This window comes from Streptomyces sp. NBC_00669, from assembly GCF_036226785.1.
Classification (GTDB): domain Bacteria; phylum Actinomycetota; class Actinomycetes; order Streptomycetales; family Streptomycetaceae; genus Actinacidiphila.
This window is the reverse complement of sequence record NZ_CP109018.1, coordinates 5,498,424-5,519,741: the sequence shown is the minus strand read 5'-3', so window position 1 is coordinate 5,519,741 and position 21,318 is coordinate 5,498,424. Positions and strand designations below refer to the sequence as shown.

Annotated in this window: 14 protein-coding genes and 1 pseudogene; 7 read left to right on the top strand and 8 right to left on the bottom strand. The window is 73.2% G+C overall.

All coding sequences use genetic code 11. The annotated features are described in order from the left end of the window. Positions 1-8 precede the first annotated feature (8 nt). Positions 9-2,939 carry an FAD-binding and (Fe-S)-binding domain-containing protein gene (locus OG896_RS23135; protein ID WP_329368267.1) on the bottom strand — a complete coding sequence of 977 codons (2,931 nt, stop codon included), beginning with the start codon at positions 2,937-2,939 and terminating at the stop codon, positions 9-11. A 156-nt stretch (positions 2,940-3,095) separates the two neighbouring features. Here OG896_RS23135 and serC point away from each other — a divergent pair, with 156 nt between their 5' ends. Next, positions 3,096-4,214, top strand: coding sequence for a phosphoserine transaminase (serC, locus tag OG896_RS23130; protein WP_329368265.1), 1,119 nt, complete (start codon positions 3,096-3,098; stop codon positions 4,212-4,214). 87 nt (positions 4,215-4,301) lie between these two features. Here serC and OG896_RS23125 read toward each other — a convergent pair whose 3' ends face one another. Continuing rightward, the gene (locus OG896_RS23125; RefSeq protein ID WP_329368263.1) at positions 4,302-5,357 is read right to left on the bottom strand and encodes a hypothetical protein; all 1,056 of its coding nucleotides are present in this window, start codon (positions 5,355-5,357) and stop codon (positions 4,302-4,304) included. Between the two features lie 88 nt (positions 5,358-5,445). Between OG896_RS23125 and OG896_RS23120 the strand changes: the two genes are divergently transcribed. After that, positions 5,446-6,441, top strand: coding sequence for an aldo/keto reductase (locus OG896_RS23120; RefSeq protein ID WP_329368261.1), 996 nt, complete (start codon positions 5,446-5,448; stop codon positions 6,439-6,441). Between the two features lie 171 nt (positions 6,442-6,612). Here OG896_RS23120 and thpR read toward each other — a convergent pair whose 3' ends face one another. From thpR to OG896_RS23105, 3 genes and pseudogenes are all read right to left on the bottom strand, one after another. After that, on the bottom strand, positions 6,613-7,224 hold the full coding sequence (gene thpR, locus OG896_RS23115; RefSeq protein ID WP_329368259.1) for an RNA 2',3'-cyclic phosphodiesterase: 612 nt from the start codon (positions 7,222-7,224) through the stop codon (positions 6,613-6,615). 284 nt (positions 7,225-7,508) lie between these two features. Beyond that, a pseudogene (locus OG896_RS23110) lies at positions 7,509-8,858 on the bottom strand (MFS transporter); the annotation flags it as partial. A gap of 70 nt (positions 8,859-8,928) precedes the next feature. After that, positions 8,929-9,306 (bottom strand): MarR family winged helix-turn-helix transcriptional regulator, encoded by a 378-nt coding sequence (locus tag OG896_RS23105; protein WP_328474191.1) that lies wholly within the window; start codon positions 9,304-9,306, stop codon positions 8,929-8,931. Positions 9,307-9,523: 217 nt separating this feature from the next. On the opposite strand from OG896_RS23105, the gene OG896_RS23100 reads away from it, so the two are divergent. Further along, the gene (locus tag OG896_RS23100) at positions 9,524-9,820 is read left to right on the top strand and encodes a hypothetical protein (protein ID WP_329368257.1); all 297 of its coding nucleotides are present in this window, start codon (positions 9,524-9,526) and stop codon (positions 9,818-9,820) included. Here the strand turns inward: OG896_RS23100 and OG896_RS23095 are convergent. Then, a complete protein-coding gene (locus tag OG896_RS23095) occupies positions 9,790-11,244 on the bottom strand; it encodes an NCS2 family permease (protein WP_328465137.1) in 1,455 nt (484 codons plus the stop codon). The two genes, OG896_RS23100 and OG896_RS23095, sit on opposite strands and share 31 nt — an antisense overlap. 183 nt (positions 11,245-11,427) lie before the next feature. On the opposite strand from OG896_RS23095, the gene OG896_RS23090 reads away from it, so the two are divergent. Together OG896_RS23090 and OG896_RS23085 are read left to right on the top strand one after the other, a co-directional pair. Further along, positions 11,428-11,766: a DUF2530 domain-containing protein gene (locus OG896_RS23090; RefSeq protein ID WP_329368254.1), complete on the top strand. Its 339-nt coding sequence runs from the start codon at positions 11,428-11,430 to the stop codon at positions 11,764-11,766. Positions 11,767-11,803: 37 nt separating this feature from the next. Beyond that, positions 11,804-14,194 carry an HAD-IC family P-type ATPase gene (locus OG896_RS23085; protein WP_329368253.1) on the top strand — a complete coding sequence of 797 codons (2,391 nt, stop codon included), beginning with the start codon at positions 11,804-11,806 and terminating at the stop codon, positions 14,192-14,194. A gap of 144 nt (positions 14,195-14,338) precedes the next feature. Here OG896_RS23085 and OG896_RS23080 read toward each other — a convergent pair whose 3' ends face one another. Then, entirely contained in the window at positions 14,339-17,665 is a 3,327-nt protein-coding gene (locus OG896_RS23080; RefSeq protein WP_329368252.1) for a sacsin N-terminal ATP-binding-like domain-containing protein, read from the bottom strand. Positions 17,666-18,024: 359 nt separating this feature from the next. After that, a complete protein-coding gene (locus tag OG896_RS23075; RefSeq protein ID WP_329368251.1) occupies positions 18,025-18,948 on the bottom strand; it encodes a DUF3027 domain-containing protein in 924 nt (307 codons plus the stop codon). Positions 18,949-19,209: 261 nt separating this feature from the next. Here OG896_RS23075 and OG896_RS23070 point away from each other — a divergent pair, with 261 nt between their 5' ends. After that, complete coding sequence (locus OG896_RS23070) at positions 19,210-20,586, top strand: MFS transporter (RefSeq protein WP_443057142.1); 1,377 nt, start codon at positions 19,210-19,212, stop codon at positions 20,584-20,586. A gap of 223 nt (positions 20,587-20,809) precedes the next feature. Further along, a complete protein-coding gene (locus OG896_RS23065) occupies positions 20,810-21,301 on the top strand; it encodes a hypothetical protein (protein ID WP_329368248.1) in 492 nt (163 codons plus the stop codon). Positions 21,302-21,318 lie beyond the last annotated feature (17 nt).

Sequence of the window (21,318 nt, the reverse complement as noted above, 5' to 3'; positions counted from 1 at the left end):
GTCGGGCGTCAGCGACGGGTCTCCGGAGGCAGCGCGTCGGCGAGGAGTTCCGCGAGGTGGCGGGCCTCGACGCCGGCGAGTTGGTCGATCTGGGTGCGGCAGGAGAACCCGTCCGCGAGGACGGCGGTGCCGGGGCCGGCCGACCGGACCGCGGGCAGCAGCGCTTCCTCCGCGCAGGCCACCGAGACCTCGTAGTGGCCTTCCTCGAAGCCGAAGTTGCCGGCCAGACCGCAGCAGCCGCCGACCATGGCGCCGGTCAGTCCGGCCCGCTCGCGCAGCCTGCGGTCGGCCGCGTCACCGAGCACGGCGTGCTGGTGGCAGTGCGTCTGGCCGGTGACGGCCCGATCCAGCCGCGGCGGCTCCCAGTTCGGCGCGTACTCCTCCAGCGCTTCCGCGAAGGTGCGCACGGACGCGGCGAGGCGGTGGGCGCGCGGGTCGTCGGCGCCGAGGAGTTCGGGCAGGTCGGCGCGGAGCGCGGCGGCGCAGCTCGGTTCGAGGACGACCAGCGGCAGACCGGCGTCGAGGAGCGGTGCGAGCCGGTCGAGGGTGCGGCGCATGACGGCCTTGGCGCGGGTGAGTTGGCCGGTGGAGACCCAGGTCAGGCCACAGCAGACCGGCGCGTCGGGAATCCGCACCCGCAGCCCCGCGGCCCGCAGCACGCGGACCGCGGCCCGGCCGACCTCGGGCGCGAGGTGGTCGGTGAACGTGTCCGGCCACAGGACGACGGCGGGGCCCGCGGGCGGGACCCGGGTGTCCGCGGAGGACTCGGGCCGGACGGTTCCGGCTGCTCCGCGGAGCTCGGCGGGGCCGCCGGGAGGCCCGTCGGTTAGCCCGTCCGTGTCGGACCCATGCCACCATCGAGTGAATGTCTCGGACGCGAGTTCGGGCATTTTCCGCTCGGCGGCGACTCCCGCGAGGCGCTTCGCGAGCCAGCTCGTTGACCGCGCTCTGCCAAGGAGATTGAGCGGCCCGGCAAACGGCGCGGCCCACCGCAACCACACCGGGAGCCATCCCATCGCGTAGTGCGAGCGCGGCCTCAGCCGCCCCCGGTAGTGGCGGTGCAGGAACTCCGCTTTGTACGTGGCCATGTCGACTTCGACCGGGCAGTCACTGCGACAACCCTTGCAGGACAAGCAAAGATCGAGCGCGTCGCGCACTTCCGTGGAGCGCCAGCCGTCCTCGATCAGCTCGCCGGCGAGCATTTCGTGCAGCAGCCGGGCCCGGCCGCGCGTGGAGTGGCGCTCCTCTCCGGTCGCCCGGAATGACGGGCACATGACGTCGGAACCGCCCTCCGGAAGCGTCGCCGTACGGCATTTTCCGACGCCGACACAGCGCCGGACCGCGGCCGGAAAATCATCTCCATCACCTGTTCGCGTGAATTCCATGGCGACCCTCCGGTCATTCGAAGGGGGTAGCACCGAGAACCGCAGATTGCTGACACTTGTCGCGGGACGCACGAGCATCCCCGGATTCATCCCGGCGTCGGGGTCCCAGAGGTCCTTGAAAACTGCAAAGAGAGCGATCAACTCCGGGCCGTACATCTTCGGCAGGAACTCGGCGCGCGCCTGCCCGTCGCCGTGTTCGCCGGAGAGCGAGCCGCCGTGCGAGACGACCAGGTCCGCGGCAGCCTCGGAGAAGCGACGGAAGCGCGCGACCCCGGCCTTGTCCACCAGGTCGAAGTCGATGCGCGCGTGGACGCAGCCGTCGCCGAAGTGGCCGTAGGGCGTGCCGCGCAGCCCGTGTTCGGCCAGCAGGGCGCGGAAGTCCCGCAGATACGCGCCCAGTCGGGCCGGAGGCACCGCGCAGTCCTCCCAGCCCGGCCACGCCTCGGTGCCGTCGGGCATCCGGGTGGCGGTGCCGGCGGCGTCCTCCCTGATCCGCCACAGGGAGCGCTGCCGGACCGGGTCGGCCACCAGGGCATGACCGGTCATGCCCTCGGCCGCGCCGCACAACTCCCGCGCGTGGGCCAGCGCGTCGTCCGGGTCGTCGCCGCCGACCTCGACGAAGAGCCAGGCCCCGCCGCGCGGCAGGGTCCGGCCGGCCTCCCCGACCAGGTCTGCGGCCATCCCCTCCACCGTCAACGGGCCGTGCGGCAGCAGGAGATGCGCGGCGTCCGCGGCGGCGGACTCGTCGGGGTAGCCGAGGACGGCGAGCACACGGGCGGCCGGGGCCCGGACCAGCCGCACCGTCGCCTCGGTGAGCACCCCGAGGGTGCCCTCGCTCCCGGTGAAGGCCCGGGCCGCGTCGCGGCCGTGCTCGGGCAGCAGCCGGTCGAGGGCGTAGCCGGAGATCCGGCGGGGCAGTTGCGGGAATCCGGTACGCAGCAGCGCCAGGTGCTCGTCGGCCAGGGTCCGCAGGCCGTCGCGCAGCCGGGGCGGCGCGTCGGCGGTGAGGGCGCCGTCGAGCCGGACCCGCTCGCTCCGGTAGGTGAGCACGTCCAGTGCGCGCACGTTGTCGGCGGTGGTGCCCCAGGCCACCGAGTGCGCCCCGCAGGCGTTGTTGCCGATCATGCCGCCCAGGGTGCAGCGGCTGTGGGTGGACGGGTCGGGGCCGAAGGTGAGTCCGTGCCGGCCGGCCGCGGCCCGCAGATCGTCCAGCACCACACCCGGCTGCACGCGGGCGGTGCCCGCGTCGGGGTCCAGCGCGAGGACCCGGTTCATGTGACGGGTGAAGTCCAGCACGACGCCGGTGCCGGTGGCCTGCCCGGCGATGGAGGTGCCCCCGCCGCGCGGCACCACCGGCAGGCCGTGTTCGCGGCACACCGCCAGTGCCGCGGCCACGTCGTCGGCGTCCCGGGGCGCGACCACCGCCAGCGGCACCCGGCGGTAGTTGGACGCGTCCATCGTCATCAGCGCGCGTGTACCGGCGTCGCAGGCGACCTCGCCGCGTACCGCCGCGCGCAGTGCCCGCTCGGCCCCGGGGGGCATGGCAACCGTCATGGGTCCAGCTTGCCGCGCTGCGGCCGGGCGGGGGTGCGCGGCGATCCGGCGGGGCGTAACGGCGCCCCCGGCCGCCGCTATCACAGGTGGGGGACGCACCGTCTCATCGGATGGAACGCCGGCGGCAACCCGCCCGTAACGGACTACGCTGCGGACGTGGCCGATATTGAGATCCCCGCTGACATCAAGCCCGCCGACGGACGGTTCGGGTCGGGCCCCTCCAAGGTGCGGACGCAGGCGCTCGACGCGCTGGCCGCCACCGGGACGTCCCTGCTGGGCACCTCTCACCGCCAAGCGCCGGTGAAGAACCTGGTCGGGCAGGTCCGGGACGGCGTGCGCGCGCTGTTCTCGCTCCCTGAAGGCTACGAAGTGGTGCTCGGCAACGGCGGGTCCACCGCCTTCTGGGACGTCGCCACTCACGGGCTGATCAGCGCGAAGTCGCAGCACCTGTCGTTCGGCGAGTTCTCCTCGAAGTTCGCGAAGGCGTCCCTCCAGGCGCCGTGGCTGGCGGACCCGACGGTCGTGAAGTCCGAGCCGGGCACCCACCCGGAGCCGGTGGCGGAGGCGGGCGTCGACGTGTATGCCCTGACCCACAACGAGACGTCCACGGGCGTCGCGGCGCCGATCCGCCGGGTCGCGGGCGCGGACGACGACGCACTCGTCGTGGTGGACGCCACCTCCGGTGCGGGCGGCCTGCCGGTCGACATCACCGAGACCGACGTGTACTACTTCGCGCCGCAGAAGTCCTTCGCGGCCGACGGCGGCCTGTGGCTGGCGGTCTTCTCGCCGGCCGCCCTGGAGCGCGCCGCGTCGATCGCGGAGTCGGGACGGCACATCCCCGCGTTCTTCGACCTGCCGACCGCGATCGACAACTCGCTGAAGAACCAGACGTACAACACCCCCGCGCTGTCCACGCTGTTCCTGCTCAAGGAGCAGCTCGAGTGGATCAACGGCCAGGGCGGTCTGGACTGGGCGGTCAAGCGCACTGCCGACTCCTCCTCGCGGCTGTACGGCTGGGCGGAGAAGGCGTCATACGCGACGCCGTTCGTGGCCGACCCGGCGCAGCGTTCCCAGGTCGTCGGCACCATCGACTTCGAGGACGGCATCGACGCCGCCGCGGTGGCGAAGGTGCTGCGGGCCAACGGCATCGTGGACACCGAGCCCTACCGCAAGCTGGGCCGCAACCAGCTGCGGATCGCGATGTTCCCGGCCGTCGAGCCGTCCGACGTCGAGGCGCTCACCGCGTGCGTCGACTACGTCATCGGGCAGCTCTGACCGCTGCGGTGACCTGCTGATCCGTCCCGGGGCCGCCGCACGGCGGGCGGCCCCGTCGGCGGCACGCCGACGGGGTATGACGGAGGGTCAGTCCCGCCTGCGGCGCAGGCGCCCCAGCCTGCGCAGGCCGTACCCGGCGGCGGCGATCACGGCGAGCAGGACGAAACCGACCGTCCTCCCGCCGGAGTTCTCGGCCTTCTTGGCGCCGGTGCCGGCAGTGGGACGCGGCGACGGGCTGCCCCCGGGCGAGCCGGTCGCGGTCGGGGAGGCGTCCGTCCGCGCGGTGGCGCCGGCGGACTGTGCGACGTCGTCGGGCAGTTCCTCACCACCGAGCATCGCCTTCCACACCTTGCTGTCCTTCCCCTCGCTGCCGTACAGCAGCGAGCGTCCGTCGCGGGTGAAGGTGACGGACTCGCCCTGCGGCTGTATCGGCACGGTGAGGGAGTCGATCCTGTGCGGCCGGCCGTCGGCCCAGCGGTAGACGGCGGACCAGAGGTACCCGCGCAGCACCAGGCGGCTGCCGTCCGGGGAGAAGGCGCCGTCGGTCACCCAGGGGACATCGCCGATCCGGTGGAAGACGTTCACCCCGCGGGCGCTCAGTGCGGTGGGGCCCTCGTAGAGGTGACCGCCCTTCTGGTTCTTGCTGGCGAGGTAGACCCGGCCGGTGGTGGGCTGCACCATCAGCGCCTCGGCGTCGCGGGGGCCGTCCTCGTACCGGACGGTGAAGCGGGTGACGTCGACGGTCCGGCTGGTCAGGTCGCGCGGTTCGGGGAAGCGGTAGATCCACACCTCGGGCCAGGAGTTGAGGTTGTCGCCGGTGTCCGCGACGTACAGGTCGCCGTCGGGGCCCAGCGAGATCGCCTCCACGTCGCGGGCGTGGACCCCGCGCATGGTGAGGGTGGCGACGGTCTTCCCGGTGGCCGCGTCGACGCCGTAGACGTAGGGCCCGTCGCCGCTGTCGTTGTGCGTCCAGTACACCCCCGGGTGCAGCCGGCTGGCGGCGAGGCCACTGGACTCGGTGATCCGCGGGTCGCTGATCCGGAAGGCAACCGCCGGCCCGCTGTCGGCGCTCGCGGGCACGGCCCAGGCGCAGCTCAGGACGACGGCGGCACCGGCGGCGGCGGCCGGCAGGTACGTACGCATGGGCCAAGCGTGCCATCCGGTCACAGACGGTCCCGCGGCCGAGTGCCCCTCTTGATTCGAGCGCACTCCAAGAGCTTGGCTTGAGGCTATGGAGTACACACAGCTCGGACGTTCCGGCCTCAAGGTCAGCCGCCTGGTTCTCGGCACGATGAACTTCGGTCCGCAGACCGACGAGGCGGACAGCCACGCCATCATGGACTCGGCTCTCGCCGCCGGGATCAACTACTTCGACACCGCCAACGTCTACGGCTGGGGCGCGGACAAGGGCCGCACCGAGGAGATCATCGGCAGCTGGTTCGCGCAGGGCGGCGGCCGCCGGGACAAGGTCGTGCTGGCCACCAAGGTCTACGGCAACATGGCGGCCGAGGACGCCGACTGGCCCAACTACGACCGGCTCTCCGCGCTGAACATCCGCCGCGCGGTGGAGGCCAGCCTCAAGCGGCTCGGCACCGACTACATCGACATCTACCAGTTCCACCACGTGGACCGGAACACGCCGTGGGAGGAGATCTGGCAGGCGATCGACGTCCTGGTGCAGCAGGGCAAGATCCTCTACGCCGGGTCCAGCAACTTCGCCGGCTGGCACATCGCCCAGGCCAACGAAGCAGCGGCCCGGCGCAACTCGCTCGGCCTGGTCAGCGAGCAGTGCCTGTACAACCTGGCGGTGCGGGACGCGGAGATGGAGGTCATCCCCTCCGCGCAGCACTACGGCCTCGGGGTGATCCCGTGGTCGCCGCTGCACGGCGGCCTGCTCGGTGGGGCGCTGCGCAAGCAGCGCGAGGGCGGCGGCGCGCGCTCCACCGCGGGCCGCAGCGCGGACGCCCTGAAGTCGCCGCAGCAGCGCGACCAGATCCAGGCGTACGAGGACCTCTGCGACAAGCACGGCGTCGACCCCGGCGACGTGGGCCTGGCGTGGCTGCTGACCCGGCCGGGCGTGACCGGGCCGATCGTGGGTCCGCGGGTGCAGGCGCAGCTCGACTCGGCGCTGCGGGCGGTGGAGTTGGAGCTGTCGGAGGAGTTCCTGGCGTCCCTGGACGAGATCTTCCCCGGCCCCGGGCCGTCCCCGGAGTCCTTCGCCTGGTAGCCCTGACGGCGAAGGAAGCGGGCGCGCGGGCGGCGCTCGCGGACTCGCCCCAGGAGTGTGCGTGGGCCGCCGGGGTCAGTGGACCGCGGCGGCCACGACCACCACCGCCAGCATCAGGACGAAGGCGGCGGTCATCACACGGGTACGGGTCTTGGGGTCCACGCTTCGAGGTTAGCCGTCCGTGGGAGCCGGTCCGCCGCCCGGGCCCGGGGTACGGCCGAGCGGCCAGGTGGCCACGGTGTCGTAGCGGGGCTGCTCGCCCGGTACGCCGGAGCTCGGAAGGACGCTGGCGACCAGGGCGAGGGTGCCGACGGTCCAGGGCGAGCCGCGGAAGGCGGCCAGGGCGTCCGCGAAGGGCCGCAGCGGCACCGTGGTGGAGCGCGGGACACGGGCGAGCGTCAGGTGGGCGCGGAAGGCGTGCCGCTCGGCGTCGTGGGGCACCCCGGCGCGGCGGCCCGCGGCCTGGACCGACGCGGCGAGGTGGGACAGGGCCGGCAGGTCGCCCTCGGCGCCGATCCACAGGGCGCTGCCGCCGAAGTGGCCGCCGCCGGCGAGCCGCAGGGTGAGCGGATCGTGCCGGCGGGCGGCGCGGGCGAGACGTTCGTCGAGTTCGGGACGTACGCCGTCGGGCACCTCACCGAGGAAGGCGAGGGTGAGGTGCCAGCCCCTGGCGACGGTCCACCGCAGGTCCTGGGCGCCGGGCAGGCGCCGCAGGGGTGCGAGCGCGGCGGTGAGTTCGGCCACCGCGGCGGCGGGCGGCAGGACCGCCGTGAAGAGCCTCACGCCGCGGAGGTCAGCCGGTTGCCGGACGGGCTCGGGTCCGTGCCGGGCGTGCCCTGGTCGCCGGCGCCTCGTTCGCCGGCGCCTCGCTCGGGGACGCCTCGTTCGGGGGCGCCTCGCTCCGAGGAGCCCGGCGTCGAGGTGCTCTGCCCGGGGGCGTCTTCGGCACCGGCACCGGCACTGGCAGCGCCCGCCGGGTCGGAGCCCGCCGGGTCGGAGCCCGCCGGGTCGTCCGGCGCCGGACCCGCCGTCGCGGTGCCCGCCTCGGCCGGCACATCGGGGAGCGGTTCCCGGGGCACGAAGGCGATCAGCGGGCGGCTCTTGTCGCGGCCGGCCCGCAGGTTCACCCGCAGCCTCAGTCCACCGGCCCGGGCGAGCACCAGCCCGACACCGGCCGCGCCGGCGGCGGAGACCAGACCGCCGGACAGGAAGCCGATCCGGGCACCGAAGGTGTCGGTGACCCAGCCCATGACCGGGCCGCCGATCGGGGTGCCGCCCACGAAGACCATCATGTACAGGCTCATCACCCGGCCGCGCATGACCGGGTCGGTGGCGAGCTGGACGGTGGCGTTCGCGGTGGTGTTGAAGGTGAGGCCGAACACGCCGATCGGCACCAGGAGGATGGCGAAGAGCCAGAAGGCCGGGGCGACCGAGGCCACCATCTCCAGCAGGCCGAAGAGCAGGGCGGCGGCGACCAGCATCCGCAGCCGGGTGCGGGTGCGGCGCGCGGCGAGCAGGGCGCCGATCAGGGAGCCGGCGGCCATCAGGGTGTTGAACAGGCCGTAGGTGCCGGCGCCCGCGTTGAACACCTTGTTGGCGAAGGCGGACAGCCAGATCGGAAAGTTGAAGCCGAAGGTGCCGATGAAGCCGACCAGCACGATCGGCCAGATCAGCTCCGGCTTGCCCGCCACGTAGCGCAGGCCCTCGCGGAGCTGGCCCTTGCCGCGGGGAGCACGTTCGATCTTGTGCAGCTCGGAGGTGCGCATCAGCAGCAGGCCGGTGAGCGGGGCGAGGAAGGACAGGCCGTTGATGAGGAAGGCCCAGCCGCTGCCCACGGCGGTGATCAGCACACCGGCGACGGCGGGGCCGACGAGGCGGGCGGCCTGGAAGTTCGCGGCGTTGAGGGAGACGGCGTTGCGGACCACGTCGGGGCCGACCATCTCCACCACGAAGGTCTGCCGGGTGGGGTTGTCGACGACGGTGACCATGCCGAGCAGGAAGGCGATGGCGTAGACGTGCCACACCTGGACGACGCCGGACAGGGTGAGGGTGGCGAGCAGCAGACCGAGCAGGCCGAGGGCGAGCTGGGTGGCCAGCAGGATCTTGCGCTTCGGGTAGCGGTCGGCGATGACGCCGCCGTACAGGCCGAACAGCAGCATCGGCAGGAACTGCAGCGCGGTGGTGATGCCCACCGCGAAGGACGAGCCGGTGATGCTCAGCACCAGCCAGTCCTGGGCGATCCGCGACATCCAGGTGCCGGTGTTGGATATCACGGCGCCGGTCGCGAAGAGCCGGTAGTTGCGGATCTTGAGGGAGCTGAAAGTGCCCGTCTTAGCGGCGGGACGGTCAGGTTCGGTTGCGGTATCTGGTCCGGCTGCCGAACTCAATCGGTACTCGCCTGCCCTTCCTTGGGTCATTCGAGCGCGGCGGGCCCTTGAGGGCACGCCGCGCAGGCGGTCACGCGCGGGTCGCGCGGTGACCTGCGGTTCACAGGTGTGCCAACTTCTCCAGGACGGGGGCGGCCTGGCGCAGGATCGCCAACTCCTCGTCGGTGAGCCCTTCGGCCAGCTCGGAGAGCCAGGCGTTCCGCTTGTCGCGGCTCTCGGCGAGCATCGCCTCGGCCTGCGAGGTGCGGCTCACCACCACCTGGCGCCGGTCGTCGGGATGCGGCTCCCGGCGGACCAGCCCCTTGCCCTCCAGCATCGCCACGATGCGGGTCATCGACGGCGGCTGCACATGTTCCTTGCGGGCCAGCTCCCCGGGGGTGGCGGAGCCGCAGCGGGCCAGGGTGGCCAGCACCGACATCTCGGTGGGGCTCAGCGACTCGTCGACACGCTGGTGGCGCAGCCGGCGCGACAGCCGCATCACCGCGCCCCGCACTTCGCTCACCGCGGCGCGGTCGTCCTCGGACAGTTCGGTCACGGTCGTTAGTCTAGCTCATTACTTTGGCTAAGTACACCTGCGTGCGAATGATGCCCGTCACTCACGGCCCGAACCCCGCAGCTCCCGCAACTCACCCGTACGGGTGAGATTCGCGCCGAAAGCGACACGCGCGGCCGCGCTGTGCGGCGACGGTGGTCGCATGGCATCGAGAGTGCTCAGCCTCCGGATAGACGCAGAGCTGTGGGACCGGATCAATGACCATGCCGCCCGACGCGGAATGAGCGCCCAGGACTACGTGGTCCGGACGCTCATTCGCGACGACTTCGACGAACGCTTCAAGACGGCGGTCGAGGAGACCGACCGCTTCTACGCCGCCGCACCCCGGCCCGGGCAGGCACCGCCCGCCGGGCCGGGCCCCGCCGCCCGCGACCCGGCGGCACGGCGGGCCCGCTCCCAGGGCCGGCCTCAGACCAGGCCGAGCGCGGGCATCAGGTAGTAGAAGGTGAAGACCGCGGCCACCGCGTACAGCGCGATCGGCACCTCGCGCCACCGGCCGGCCACGGTGCGCAGCAGGCAGAAGGTGATGAAGCCGATGCCGATGCCGTTGGTGATGGAGTAGGTGAACGGCATCAGCACCATGGTCAGGAACGCCGGCACCGCGATGGTGAAGTCGCTCCAGTCGATCTCCCGGATCGAGCCGGACAGGATCAGGAAGCCGACGGCGACCAGCGCGGGGGTGGCGGCCTGCGCCGGCACCATCTCCGCGAGTGGCGCCAGGAAGAGCGCGAACACGAACATCAGGCCGGTCACGACGCTGGCCAGACCGGTCCTGGCGCCCTCGCCGACGCCGGCCGTCGACTCCACGAAGCAGGTGTTCGCCGAGGAGGAGGTCGCGCCGCCCGCGGCGGTGGCGATGCCGTCGATCATCAGCACCTTGCTCATGCCGGGCAGGTCGCCCTTCTTGTCCAGCAGCCCGGCCTCGTCGCTGACGCCCAGGATCGTGCCCATGGCGTCGAAGAAGCAGGACAGCAGCACCGTGAAGACGAACAGGATGCCGGTGAGCACGCCGACCTGATGAAAGCCGCCGAAGAGGCTGACCTTGCCGACCAGGCCGAAGTCGGGGGTGGCCACCGGGTTGCCGGGCCACTTGGGGACGGTCAGTCCCCAGCTCGCGGCGGGCACGTCGGCGATCAGGTCGACCACCACCGCGAGCACCGTCATCGAGACGATCGAGATCAGGATGGCGCCGGAGACCTTGCGGATGATCAGCGACAGCGTCAGCAGGGTGCCGAGCACGAAGATCAGCACCGGCCAGCCGGTGAGGTGGCCGTTGCCGCCGAGCTGCAGCGGCACCGTGGTGTGGGCGGCGTCCGGGATGCGGGTGACGAAGCCGGAGTCGACCAGCCCGATCAGCAGGATGAACAGGCCGATGCCGATCGCGATGCCCTTGCGCAGGCCCAGCGGCACCGCGCTCATCACCCGTTCCCGCAGGCCGGTCGCCACCAGCAGCATGATCGCCAGGCCGGCCAGGACCACCATGCCCATCGCGTCGGCCCAGCTCATCCGGGGCGCGAGCTGGAGGGCGACCACCGTGTTGACGCCGAGACCGGCGGCGAGCGCGACCGGCACGTTGCCGATCACGCCCATCAGCAGGGTGGTGAAGGCCGCGGTCACGGCGGTGGCGGTGACGAGCTGCCCGCCCTGGAGGTGGTGGTGGAACTTGTCGGTGCCCGAGCCCAGGATGATCGGGTTCAACACGATGATGTACGCCATCGCGAAGAACGTGGCCAGCCCGCCGCGGATCTCCCGCGGGATGGAGGAGCCACGCTCGGAGATGCGGAAGTAGCGGTCCAGGCCGGTGGCGGGCGGGGTACCGATGGGCGGGCGCGCGTCGACCGGAGCGGGGGCCGTGGGGGACATGCGGGTCCTCAGGGTGCTTTTATCGCCACGGATTGGGCGATCATACGAGTGTTTTCGGTCAACCAGTGACCGTTTCAGTATGAACAAACAGGAAACCGGACGCTATCTCCGCGCGTAGAAGCCCATGGACTCGGGCCGACCCCGCCCGTCCCCGCCCCCTGCCGGGCCGCATACGATGACCCCATGAGCAAGGAGCGGACCCCTCTGCGCGAGGCCCCCGAGCCCCTGGAGGCCAACGACGTCGCGACGATCACGGTGGGCGTGATCGTCTGGTTCGTGCTCTTCTTCGTGCAGCTGCCCTTCTACGGCTGGTACTCCGACCACGGGCACACCTGGTTCATCTGGACCTGCCTGGCCGGCGGCGCCTGCGGGCTGCTGGGCCTGATGTACGTACGGGCCCGGCGCGACGCCATCGCCAGGGCGCGGGCCGCCGGCCCCGGTGCCCCCGCCTCCCCCGACGCCTCCGGCCAGACCCCGGCCGCATCGGACACCACCGACCCGGAGAAGCCGCAACACGGGTGAACGGGTGGAAGCCGGGCCCGCCACGTACCGTCGAGCCATGACGGAACGTACGGACCCCGGCATCGCACCCGCCCGCGAGCCCGGGCTGAGCAGCGCCGAGGTGGCGCGGCGGGTGGAGCGGGGCGAGGTCAACGACGTTCCGGTGCGTTCGTCCAGGTCGGTCAGCGAGATCGTCAGGGCCAACGTCTTCACCCGGTTCAACGCGATCATCGGCGGGCTCTTCCTGGTGATCCTGGTGGTCGGGCCGATCCAGGACGGCCTCTTCGGATTCGTGATCGTGGCGAACACCGCGATCGGCATCTTCCAGGAGCTGCGCGCCAAGCACACCCTCGACAGCCTCGCGGTGATCGGCGAGGCCAAGCCGATGGTGCGCAGGGACGGCACGGCCGCGGAGATCGGCACCTCGCAGATCGTGCTCGGCGACCTGATCGAGTTGAGCCCCGGCGACAAGGTCGTGGTGGACGGCCGGCTCGCCGAGGCGGACGGCCTGGAGATCGACGAGTCGCTGCTGACCGGCGAGGCCGACCCGGTGCTCAAGCACGCGGGCGACGAGGTGCGGTCCGGCAGCTTCGTGGTCGCCGGCGGCGGGGCCTTCACCGCCACCAAGGTCGGCCGGGAGGCGTACGCGGCGCAACTGGCGGACGAGGCGTCCCGCTTCACCCTCGTCAACTCCGAACTGCGCAACGGCATCAGCCGCATCCTCAAGTGGGTGACCTGGATGATGGCGCCGACCGCGATCGGCCTGATCATCAGCCAGTTCACGGTGGAGGACCACAACTGGCGCGAGGCGGTGCGCCGTACGGTCGGCGGCATCACGCCGATGGTGCCCGAGGGGCTGGTGCTGCTCACCTCGGTGGCGTTCGCGATCGGCGTGGTCCGGTTGGGCCGACGCCAGTGCCTGGTGCAGGAGTTGCCCGCGATCGAGGGCCTGGCCCGGGTGGACGTGGTCTGCCTGGACAAGACCGGCACCCTCACCGAGGGCGGCATGGACGTCACCGAGCTGCGGATGCTCGACGGCGCCGACGAGGAGCACACCGGCCGGGTGCTGGCCGCCCTCGGCCGGTCCGACCCGCACCCCAACGCCAGCCTCCAGGCGATCATCGACGCCTACCCGCCGGAGTCCGCCAAGGACTGGCGGGGCACCGGCACCCTGCCGTTCAGCTCGGCCCGCAAGTACAGCGGCGCCGCCTTCACCGAGCCCGACGGCACCACCAGCCGCTGGCTGCTCGGCGCGCCCGACGTGCTGCTGCCCGAGGGGCACGAGGCACTGGCCGAGGTGGACCGGCTGAACGACGAGGGACTGCGGGTGCTGCTGCTGTCCCGCACCGACCGGGAGCTGGACAACCCGCTCGCCGCCCAGGCGGTCGTCCCGACGGCCCTGGTGGTCCTGGAGCAGCGGCTGCGGCCCGACGCGGCCGACACCCTGCGGTACTTCGCCGAGCAGGACGTGCACGCCAAGGTGATCTCCGGCGACAACGCGGTGTCGGTCGGCGCGGTCGCCGCGAAGCTCGGGCTGCCCGGCGCCCAGCGGCCGGTCGACGCCCGGCGGCTGCCGGCCGGCCGGGAGGAGATGGCCCAGGTGCTGGACGAGGGCGCCGTCTTCGGCCGGGTCACCCCGCAGCAGAAGCGGGACATGGTCGGCGCGCTGCAGTCCCGCGGGCACAACGTGGCGATGACCGGCGACGGCGTCAACGACGTGCTCGCCCTCAAGGACGCGGACATCGGCGTCTCGATGGGCTCCGGGTCCGAGGCCACCCGCGCGGTCGCCCAGATCGTGCTGCTCGACAACAGCTTCTCCACGCTGCCCTACGTGGTCGCGGAGGGGCGGCGGGTGATCGGCAACATCACCCGGGTCGCCACGCTGTTCCTCACCAAGACGGTGTTCTCGGTGCTGCTGGCGCTGCTGGTGGTGTTCTGGCAGATCCCTTACCCGTTCCTGCCGCGGCACCTGACGCTGCTGTCCACTCTGACCATCGGGGTGCCGGCGTTCTTCCTGGCGCTCGCGCCGAACAAGGAGCGGGCCCGGCCGAACTTCGTCCGCCGGGTGATGCGCTACGCCACCCCGGCCGGCGTGATCTGCGGCCTCACGGCCTTCGCCACGTACCTGTTCGCCCGCCACCACTACTCCGGCGCCGGCGCGTTGGACGCGCAGACCAGCGCGGCGACGCTGACGCTGTTCCTGATGGAGGTGTGGGTGCTGGCGATCGTCGCCCGGCCCTACACCTGGTGGCGGGTCGCGCTGGTGTTCGCGATGGTGCTGGGCTTCCTGGTGGTGCTGGTCGTGCCGTGGCTACAGCGGTTCTTCGCGCTGAAGCTCATCGGCGACGAGGTTCCGTGGTCGGCGGTCGGCATCGCCGCGGCCGGCGGGGTGGTGCTGGAGTTCTGCTGGGCGTGGGTCCGCCGCCGGGACACCCGCGCCCAAGCCTGAACACCCGCCTGAACACCCGTACGGCGCCGGGGCCGTACGGGTCGCGGCGCCGTCACGGACGTACGGGTCGCGGCGCCGTCACGAAAGCACGGGCGTCGGCGACCGTGCGGCGGTGGCGGTGGCGGTGGTGGCGGCGGCGGCGGCCTAGTCGAACCAGCGGGCCCGGGCCAGTTCCTCGGTACGGGTCGGGTCCTCCAGCAGCGCGGCCAGCTCGAAGCGGCGCTCCCAGTGGCCCGCCGCCCAGGCCAGCCCGGCCGCGACACCTTCCACGGTGGCGCCGTGCAGCACCCCGTCCACCCAGCGCCAGTCGACCTCGACGCCGCCGGTGAGCAGCAGCTCCTCGTGCTCGACGTAGCCGGTCGGAGCGCCGGGCAGCAGGTCGTGCACGGCGGGCAGGACGTCGTGCGGCTCGCCGTCCGAGATCACCGCCGCCTCGACCGCCTCGCTCAGCCGGCGGACCTGGAACAGCTCGGCCAACTCGGCGGCCAGCCGCGGCGGTACGGGCAGCAGCGGCAGCCCACCGGCCAGCGGTAGCAGGTCGGGCGCGTCGGCGACGAGCGCGTCGGCGGCGTCCACCACCACGACCTCGCCGTCCCGCACCGCCCGCAACTCATCCGGCAGGGTGACCTGTTCGGGGTCGAGCTCGGCCAACGCGGCATACAGACCGTGGAGTTGGGCCGCGGTGACGGGGCGGTCGGGGTCGGCGAGGCGGGTGAGCAGCTCGGCGCCGCCACCCGGTTCGGCGAGCAGCGCGTCGACCGTGGTGCGCACGCCGAGCGCGCGCAGCACCTGCGCGTCCACGGCCGTGTCGGTCTCGGCCTCGTCGTAGAGCCCGGCCAGCAGCCGGTCGCCGCCGGCGGCGCGCAGGCCGACCGGGCGCCGCCCGCCCAGCACCGGGTGATCGCGCAACCACCAGGCCGCGTAAGGCCGTACAGACTCGGTGGTGCCGTCCGGCAGCAGGACCCGGACCTGTGCCGTCACCGCGTCGCGCAGCGGCGGCCGGGAGAGCAGCGCGAGCGCTTGCGGCCAGGCGTCGTCGTCCACCAGGTCGAGGTCGCGGACGCCGATCACCTCGGTGGCGACCGGTGGCACGTCGGCCTCCGGAAGCTGGTCGAGGACGTCCTCGCACCACACGTCGACGGCGTCGAGCAGCCCGACGTCGTCGGGTTCCGCCCAGTCGGTGTCACGCGGGTCGAGGTCGTCGGGGTCGAGCACCACGTCCTCGGCGCGGACCAGCGCGAAGGTGGCGAGCACGCCCACCGCGGTGAGCGGCTGTTCGCCCCAGCGGTCGGCCAGGTCGGCGTCCACGGCGGCGAGTTCGCCTTCGCGCAGCACGGACTCCAGCGGGCTGCCGGGCAGCACCAGCTCGCCCGCGGGGGCCAGTTCGCCGTCCTCGTCGGGCAGCGCGAGCCCGGCCAGCCACGGCTCGTCACCGGGCGAGAGGCCCGCGTCCCGGGCCAGTGCGAGCACCGCGTCGGCCAACTCCTCCGCGTCCAGGCCCGTTTCGTCGTCCCAGGCGACCCGGTCGTCGTCGAGGGAGGCGGCCACCGCGGCCCGCACCTGCGGGCTGGTCAGGATCGCGCGCGGTGTGGCGGGGGCGGCGCCCAGCTTCTCCAGCAGCGGGTGGGCGGCGTCCGCGTGGGCGACCCGCAGGCCGAGCCGGGCGAGCACCGCCGGGTCCACACCGCCGGCGCGCTCGCCGGAGCCGGCACCGGAACCCGAACCGGAGCCGGAACCGGAGCCGTCGAAGTCGCCCACGCCGTAAGCGTCTTCGCCCCGGCCCGTACCGCCGGCGGCGTCCTCGTCGCCGCCACCGGGCACCGGCAGCAGCACCTGACGCGGGCCGACCACCGTACGGCCGTCGGCGAGCGGGACGGGCAGGCCGCTGAGCACGTCGGGGTCGGTGCCGGCGAGGGCGTCGTAGAGCCGCCACCACCAGTCGGCGGGGCGTTCGGCACCCGCCAGCCGGTCCACCACGTCGGCGAGCGAGAGCCGGGAGACGCCCAACTGGCGCAGCGCGGGACGCCGTTCGAGACTCGCGGGCAGCAGCGTGGGCAGTACCTCGGCGAGCACCCGGACCGCCTCGGCGGTGGCGCCCTCCACGATCTCGGCCTCCACCGGCCGCAGCGCGTGCCCCTCCCCCGCGAGCCGGCCGCCGTCGTCCCAGGCGTCCGGGTCCGGCGCGGGGCCGCCCGCCTCGAGCGCGGCCGCACCGGCCTCCACGGCGCGCGGCAGGAACGGGGTCCGCGGCAGCGCGTCCAGGACCCGGCGGCGCAGTTCGGCGTCCAGTCCGCCCTTGCCGAGCGGTCCCGGCACCAGGTCCACCACGCCGGCGCCGGTCGGCCGCCACCCCGCGAGCAGCCGGACGTACGACTCCGCGGCGCGGTCCAGCAGGAAGTCGGTGAGCGGTCCGGGCGCGGTGTGCCGCCGGGTCGGGTCGAGCGGGAAGGTGGCCAGCAGCAGCGCGGGCAGGCCGAGCGGCTCGTCGGTCGGGGTGGGGGCGTGCACAACGCCCGCGGTACGCGGCGCGGCCGGGGCACCCTCGGGGTCCACCGGCACCGCCCACGTCACCGACCAGACCGGGCGCAGGCGTTCCTCCACCGGGCGGTCCGCGAGCAGTTCGGGCGTCAGCTCGCCGCCACTCGCGTCGACCCGCCAGCGGGCCGGCGCGTCGCGGGAGCTGTCCTCGATCAGCACGTCACCGCCGTCGAGTTGACGCCGGGTCAACGTCCGTACGCCCGATGGCGTGTCGATGACGACCTCGGCCAGACCGGGCAGCGCGAGCAGCAACGCGTCGTCCACGGCGGCGAGCAGACGGTTCGTCAGATCCTCGGCGGAGCCGTCCCGCAGCGGCAGCACCACCACGGTGTCGTACGGGTCCGGGGCGCTGCCTTCGGCGGGGAACGGGAGCCGCAGCAGCGGGACATGGCCGTCGCGGCGGCGCAACTCCTCGACCAGGTCGGGGATGTCGGCGGTGAGCGCGCGGGCCTCGCCGAGCGACCAGCGCACTCCGCCGCTGCGGCTGAGCACGGCGGGCTCGTCGCTGACCGCGAGGACCGCGGCGAAGCCGATACCGAAGCGGCCGACGACCGCCTCCGCGGCGTCGTCCCGCTTGGCGGAGGCGCGCAGCGTGGACAGCGACTCGACGGCGGCCGGGTCCAGCGGGGCGCCGGTGTTGGCGGCGGCCAGGCAGGCGAAGGAGGAACCGGTGCCGTCGGCGGCGCCGGGGTCGGCGTCGTGCAGGGTGAGCCGGAGCCGTCCGGGGACGCCGGCGCGGGTCGCGGCATCGGCGGCGTTCTGGGCGAGTTCCACGATCAGCCGGTCGCGGTGACCGCCGAGCGCGAGGTCCTCCTCGGCGTTGGCGTCCTCGCGGAACCGCGCGGCGGACGCGGACCACGCGGTCAGCACGGCCTGGCGCAGGGAAGCGGTACGGAAGGGGTCCGGCTGGCCTTCCGGGGTCGTGCGGATCACGCCTGGGCGGGTCACTTGGACCTTTCGTCATGCACTGTGCGCTTCGGGTTCCGGCCGCTCCGGGCCCCTTTCAGCCCGACCGTACTCCACTGCGTCCCATGGGTGCTCCGACCCCCTGAAGTGGTCGGTTCTGTCCACCAGGGCCCGAACGGTCCGTTCCGGTCCGCCCGAGCCGTCCGTCCGCCAGGGCTCCCCCGGGGCCGCGCCTGGGGCAGTGCGCGGGCAGCACTCAGGACCGCGCTCGGGACCGCGCTCGGGACCGCGCCTGAGGGTCTCCCCCACGCGTCCCTACGCCGCCCCGTCCGCCGTCGCCGGCTCGGCCCGCTCCGCGGCGGGCAGGGCCCCTCAGGCAGTGCCCCTCAGGGGGTCTCGTCGTCGTCGAGGTCGTCGAGGACCATGGGCGCGGGCTCGGGCGTCTTGGGCATCACGGCGGCCTCGGAGTGGCCGCCGCAGCCGTACGCGAGGGAGACGAGGTTGCCGTCGGCCGGGGAGTACTCGTTCGCGCAGATGCCGAACGCCTGCCCGAGGGAGCCGCCGATCGGCACGAGGAAGCCGCAGCTCACGCAGTTCGCGGGCGCGGCCTGGGCCATCGCCGTCTTCGGGCCGAACTGCTCCTCCCAGCGGTCGGCGGCGGTGTGCAGGCCGTACCGGGACAGCACCCGGGGCCGGCCGAGGCCGAGCTGGCGCGCGACCGAGCGGATCTCGGCGATGCTCGGGACCCCGGTGACCACGTCACCGGCCGTCGACGCTCCGGACCCCGGCGCGGTCACTCCGGCCGCTCCGGCCCCACCGGACGCTTCGCCCTCGGCGGCCCCACCGGCATCCCCGGCCTCCGCCGCCTCGACGGCCTCCTCGATCTCCACGGCCCCCGCGACATCCGCCGCCGCCGACACCGCCGCGGCGCCGTCCCCGGTCCATCCCGGTTCGAGCCGCAGGTCGTCCGCCTCGGTGGGCAGCAGGTCGCCCGGGCCCATGTCGCCCGGCCGCAGCCGTTCGCTCCAGGGCACCCACTCGGGTGCCAGTACGGAGTCCGGACCGGGCAGCAGCACCGTTTCGTCGATCGTCACCGCCTTCGCCCGGGACGCCCGGGTGAGGGTGGTCGCCCACCGCCAGCCCCGGTAGGCGGGCTCGGTGCAGGCGAACAGATGGGTGACCACGCGGTCGCCCTCGGCGACGACGCCGAGGTGCTCGCCGACCGATGCCGCGCCCACCGCCTCCCTCGTCACGGCCAGCGCGACATCGACCGCCTCGGCGCACAGGCGATCAGGGGTACGGCTTCGCATCGCAGGACTCACAGAAATCGTTTCTCTCTCTACGCCGTCTCACGTGTGCGCTCGCGGGCGGGCGGACCCGAGGCGCGATGAACCTCGGCGGAGCGGACCGACGGACCGCTTCAACGCCTGAGTTCACCGCTTCCCCGGCCCTGCCCGAGCGTCATCGGGCGCACCTGTTGTCACCCATTCTGCGCGATCGCACGCTACCGGTGCGCACCATGCGCGCAAAGGAGGGGGTGCGCCGTCTTCCAATTGGGGCAGGATTGCGTCGTGGCACGAACCGTGACCGCGGGCCCAGGGCCCGCACGCAGGGCCGGGCGCGCCCTCGCGAGCGGCGTGGGGCGGTCGGCGGGAGCGCTGCGCCGTCGTATCCGGCGCACGACACACGCGGGCGGTGCGGGCGAGTCGGGCCTGGCGAAACTGATCGAGTTGCACGCGGTCAACTCGGCCGGCGACATGATGATCACCGTCGCGCTCGCCAGCACCGTGTTCTTCTCGGTCCCCAGCGGCGAGGCCCGCAACCGCGTGGGGCTCTACCTGCTGATCACGATGGCGCCGTTCGCCCTGCTCGCGCCGGTGGTCGGCCCGCTGCTGGACCGCCTTCAGCACGGCCGCCGGGCCGCGATGGCGATGTCCATGGTGGCCCGCGCGGTGCTCGCCTGGATGATGGCCGGGATGGTCTCGCACGCCGGCCTCGGGCTGTATCCGGCGGCGCTGGGCAGCCTGGTCGGCTCCAAGGCGTACGGCGTGGTGCGCAGCGCGGTGGTGCCGCGGCTGCTGCCGGATCGCACCACCCTGGTCAAGGCGAATTCCCGGGTCACCCTCTCGGGTCTGCTGGCCACCACGGTGGCGGCCCCGGTCGGCGCGGGGTTGCACAAGATCGGTCCGCAGTGGCCGCTGTACGGGGCCTTCGCGATCTTCATGTGCGGCGCGGTGCTGTGCATGGCGCTGCCGAACAAGGTGGACTCCGCCCGCGGCGAGCGCAGGGCCAGGCTGACCGCCGACGAGGAGGCGCCGGCGGAGCCGTCCGGCGTCCCGGGCCGCAAGCCGGGTCTGCTGGGTGTCGGTTCGTCGGTGCTGCACGCGTTGCAGGGCAACTGCGGGCTGCGCGCGCTGTCCGGCTTCCTGACGATGTTCCTGGCGTTCATGCTGCGCGAGCATCCGATCGGCGGGCTGTCGCCGGAGCTGTCGCTGGGGGTGGCCGTTGTCGCGGCCGGCGCGGGCAACGCGCTGGGCACCGCGCTGGGCGCCTGGCTCAAGGCCCGCGGCCCCGAGGTGATCATCGCGACGGCACTGGTGTGCGCGCTGTCGGTGGCGTCCGTGGCGGCGGGCTGGTTCGGCCTGATCACGGTGGCCGCGGTGACCGCGGTCGCGGGCATCGCGCAGGCGCTGTCGAAGCTGTCGCTGGACGCGCTGATCCAGCGCGACGTGCCGGAGGCGGTCCGTACGTCGGCCTTCGCCCGCTCAGAGACGGTGCTCCAGCTGTCCTGGGTGGTCGGCGGCGGCATCGGCATCGTGCTGCCGCTGAACGGCTCGCTGGGCATGGCGACGGCGGCCTGCCTGGTGCTGGCGGCGTTCCTGGTCGCGGTGCGCGGGCTGCTGGGCGCCGCCCGGCGCGGCTCGTCGACGAAGGCCCGCGTCGCCTGACGGCACAGCTCGTCCACGAAGGCCCCCGTCGCTGAGGGCGCGGCTCGTCGACGAAGGCCCGCGTCGCCTGAGAGCACGGCTCGCCGACCAAGGCCCCCGTCGCCTGAGGGCGCCCCGTCCGCACAACTCCCGGCGGCCGCCCGGCCCGCGCCACCGGCCCGATCTCGGGGGACACGGCCTACCCGCGCGCGGAGTGGAGGCGACCGCCCGGTAGCCTCCTGCCATGAGCATTCGCCGCGCCGCCACCGCCCTCGGTGCCATCTCCCTCGGGTTGATCTCCCTCACCGCCTGCACGAAGCCGACCGCCGAGGCGACGGTGACCGTGGGCAGCAAGTCAGTGATGGCGTCGGCGAGCAAGGCCTGCTACGCCAAGGGCGCGCTGCTGCCGCAGGCGATCTTCGCCAAGTGCCTCCAGGCGAAGCCGACCCACCACATCACCGTCCCGGTCGGCGACCAGGTACGGATCGGCGTGGACCCCTCGATCGGCGACAAGGGCTGGCTGATCGTGCAGAACACCTCGCTCGCCAACGACGAGGTGCTCAAGAACAAGACCTACTTCACGGTGGACAGCGCGGAGCTGTTCCACGTGCAGGACCCGCAGACCGGCCAGACCACCCCGGTGGACAGCGTGACGCTGAACATCGTGGAGTCCGCGGACACCAGCGGCGCCAAGGTCACCCGGGTGATCTCCTTCGAGCTGCGGCGCGACCACTGAGCGACCACTGAACGCCG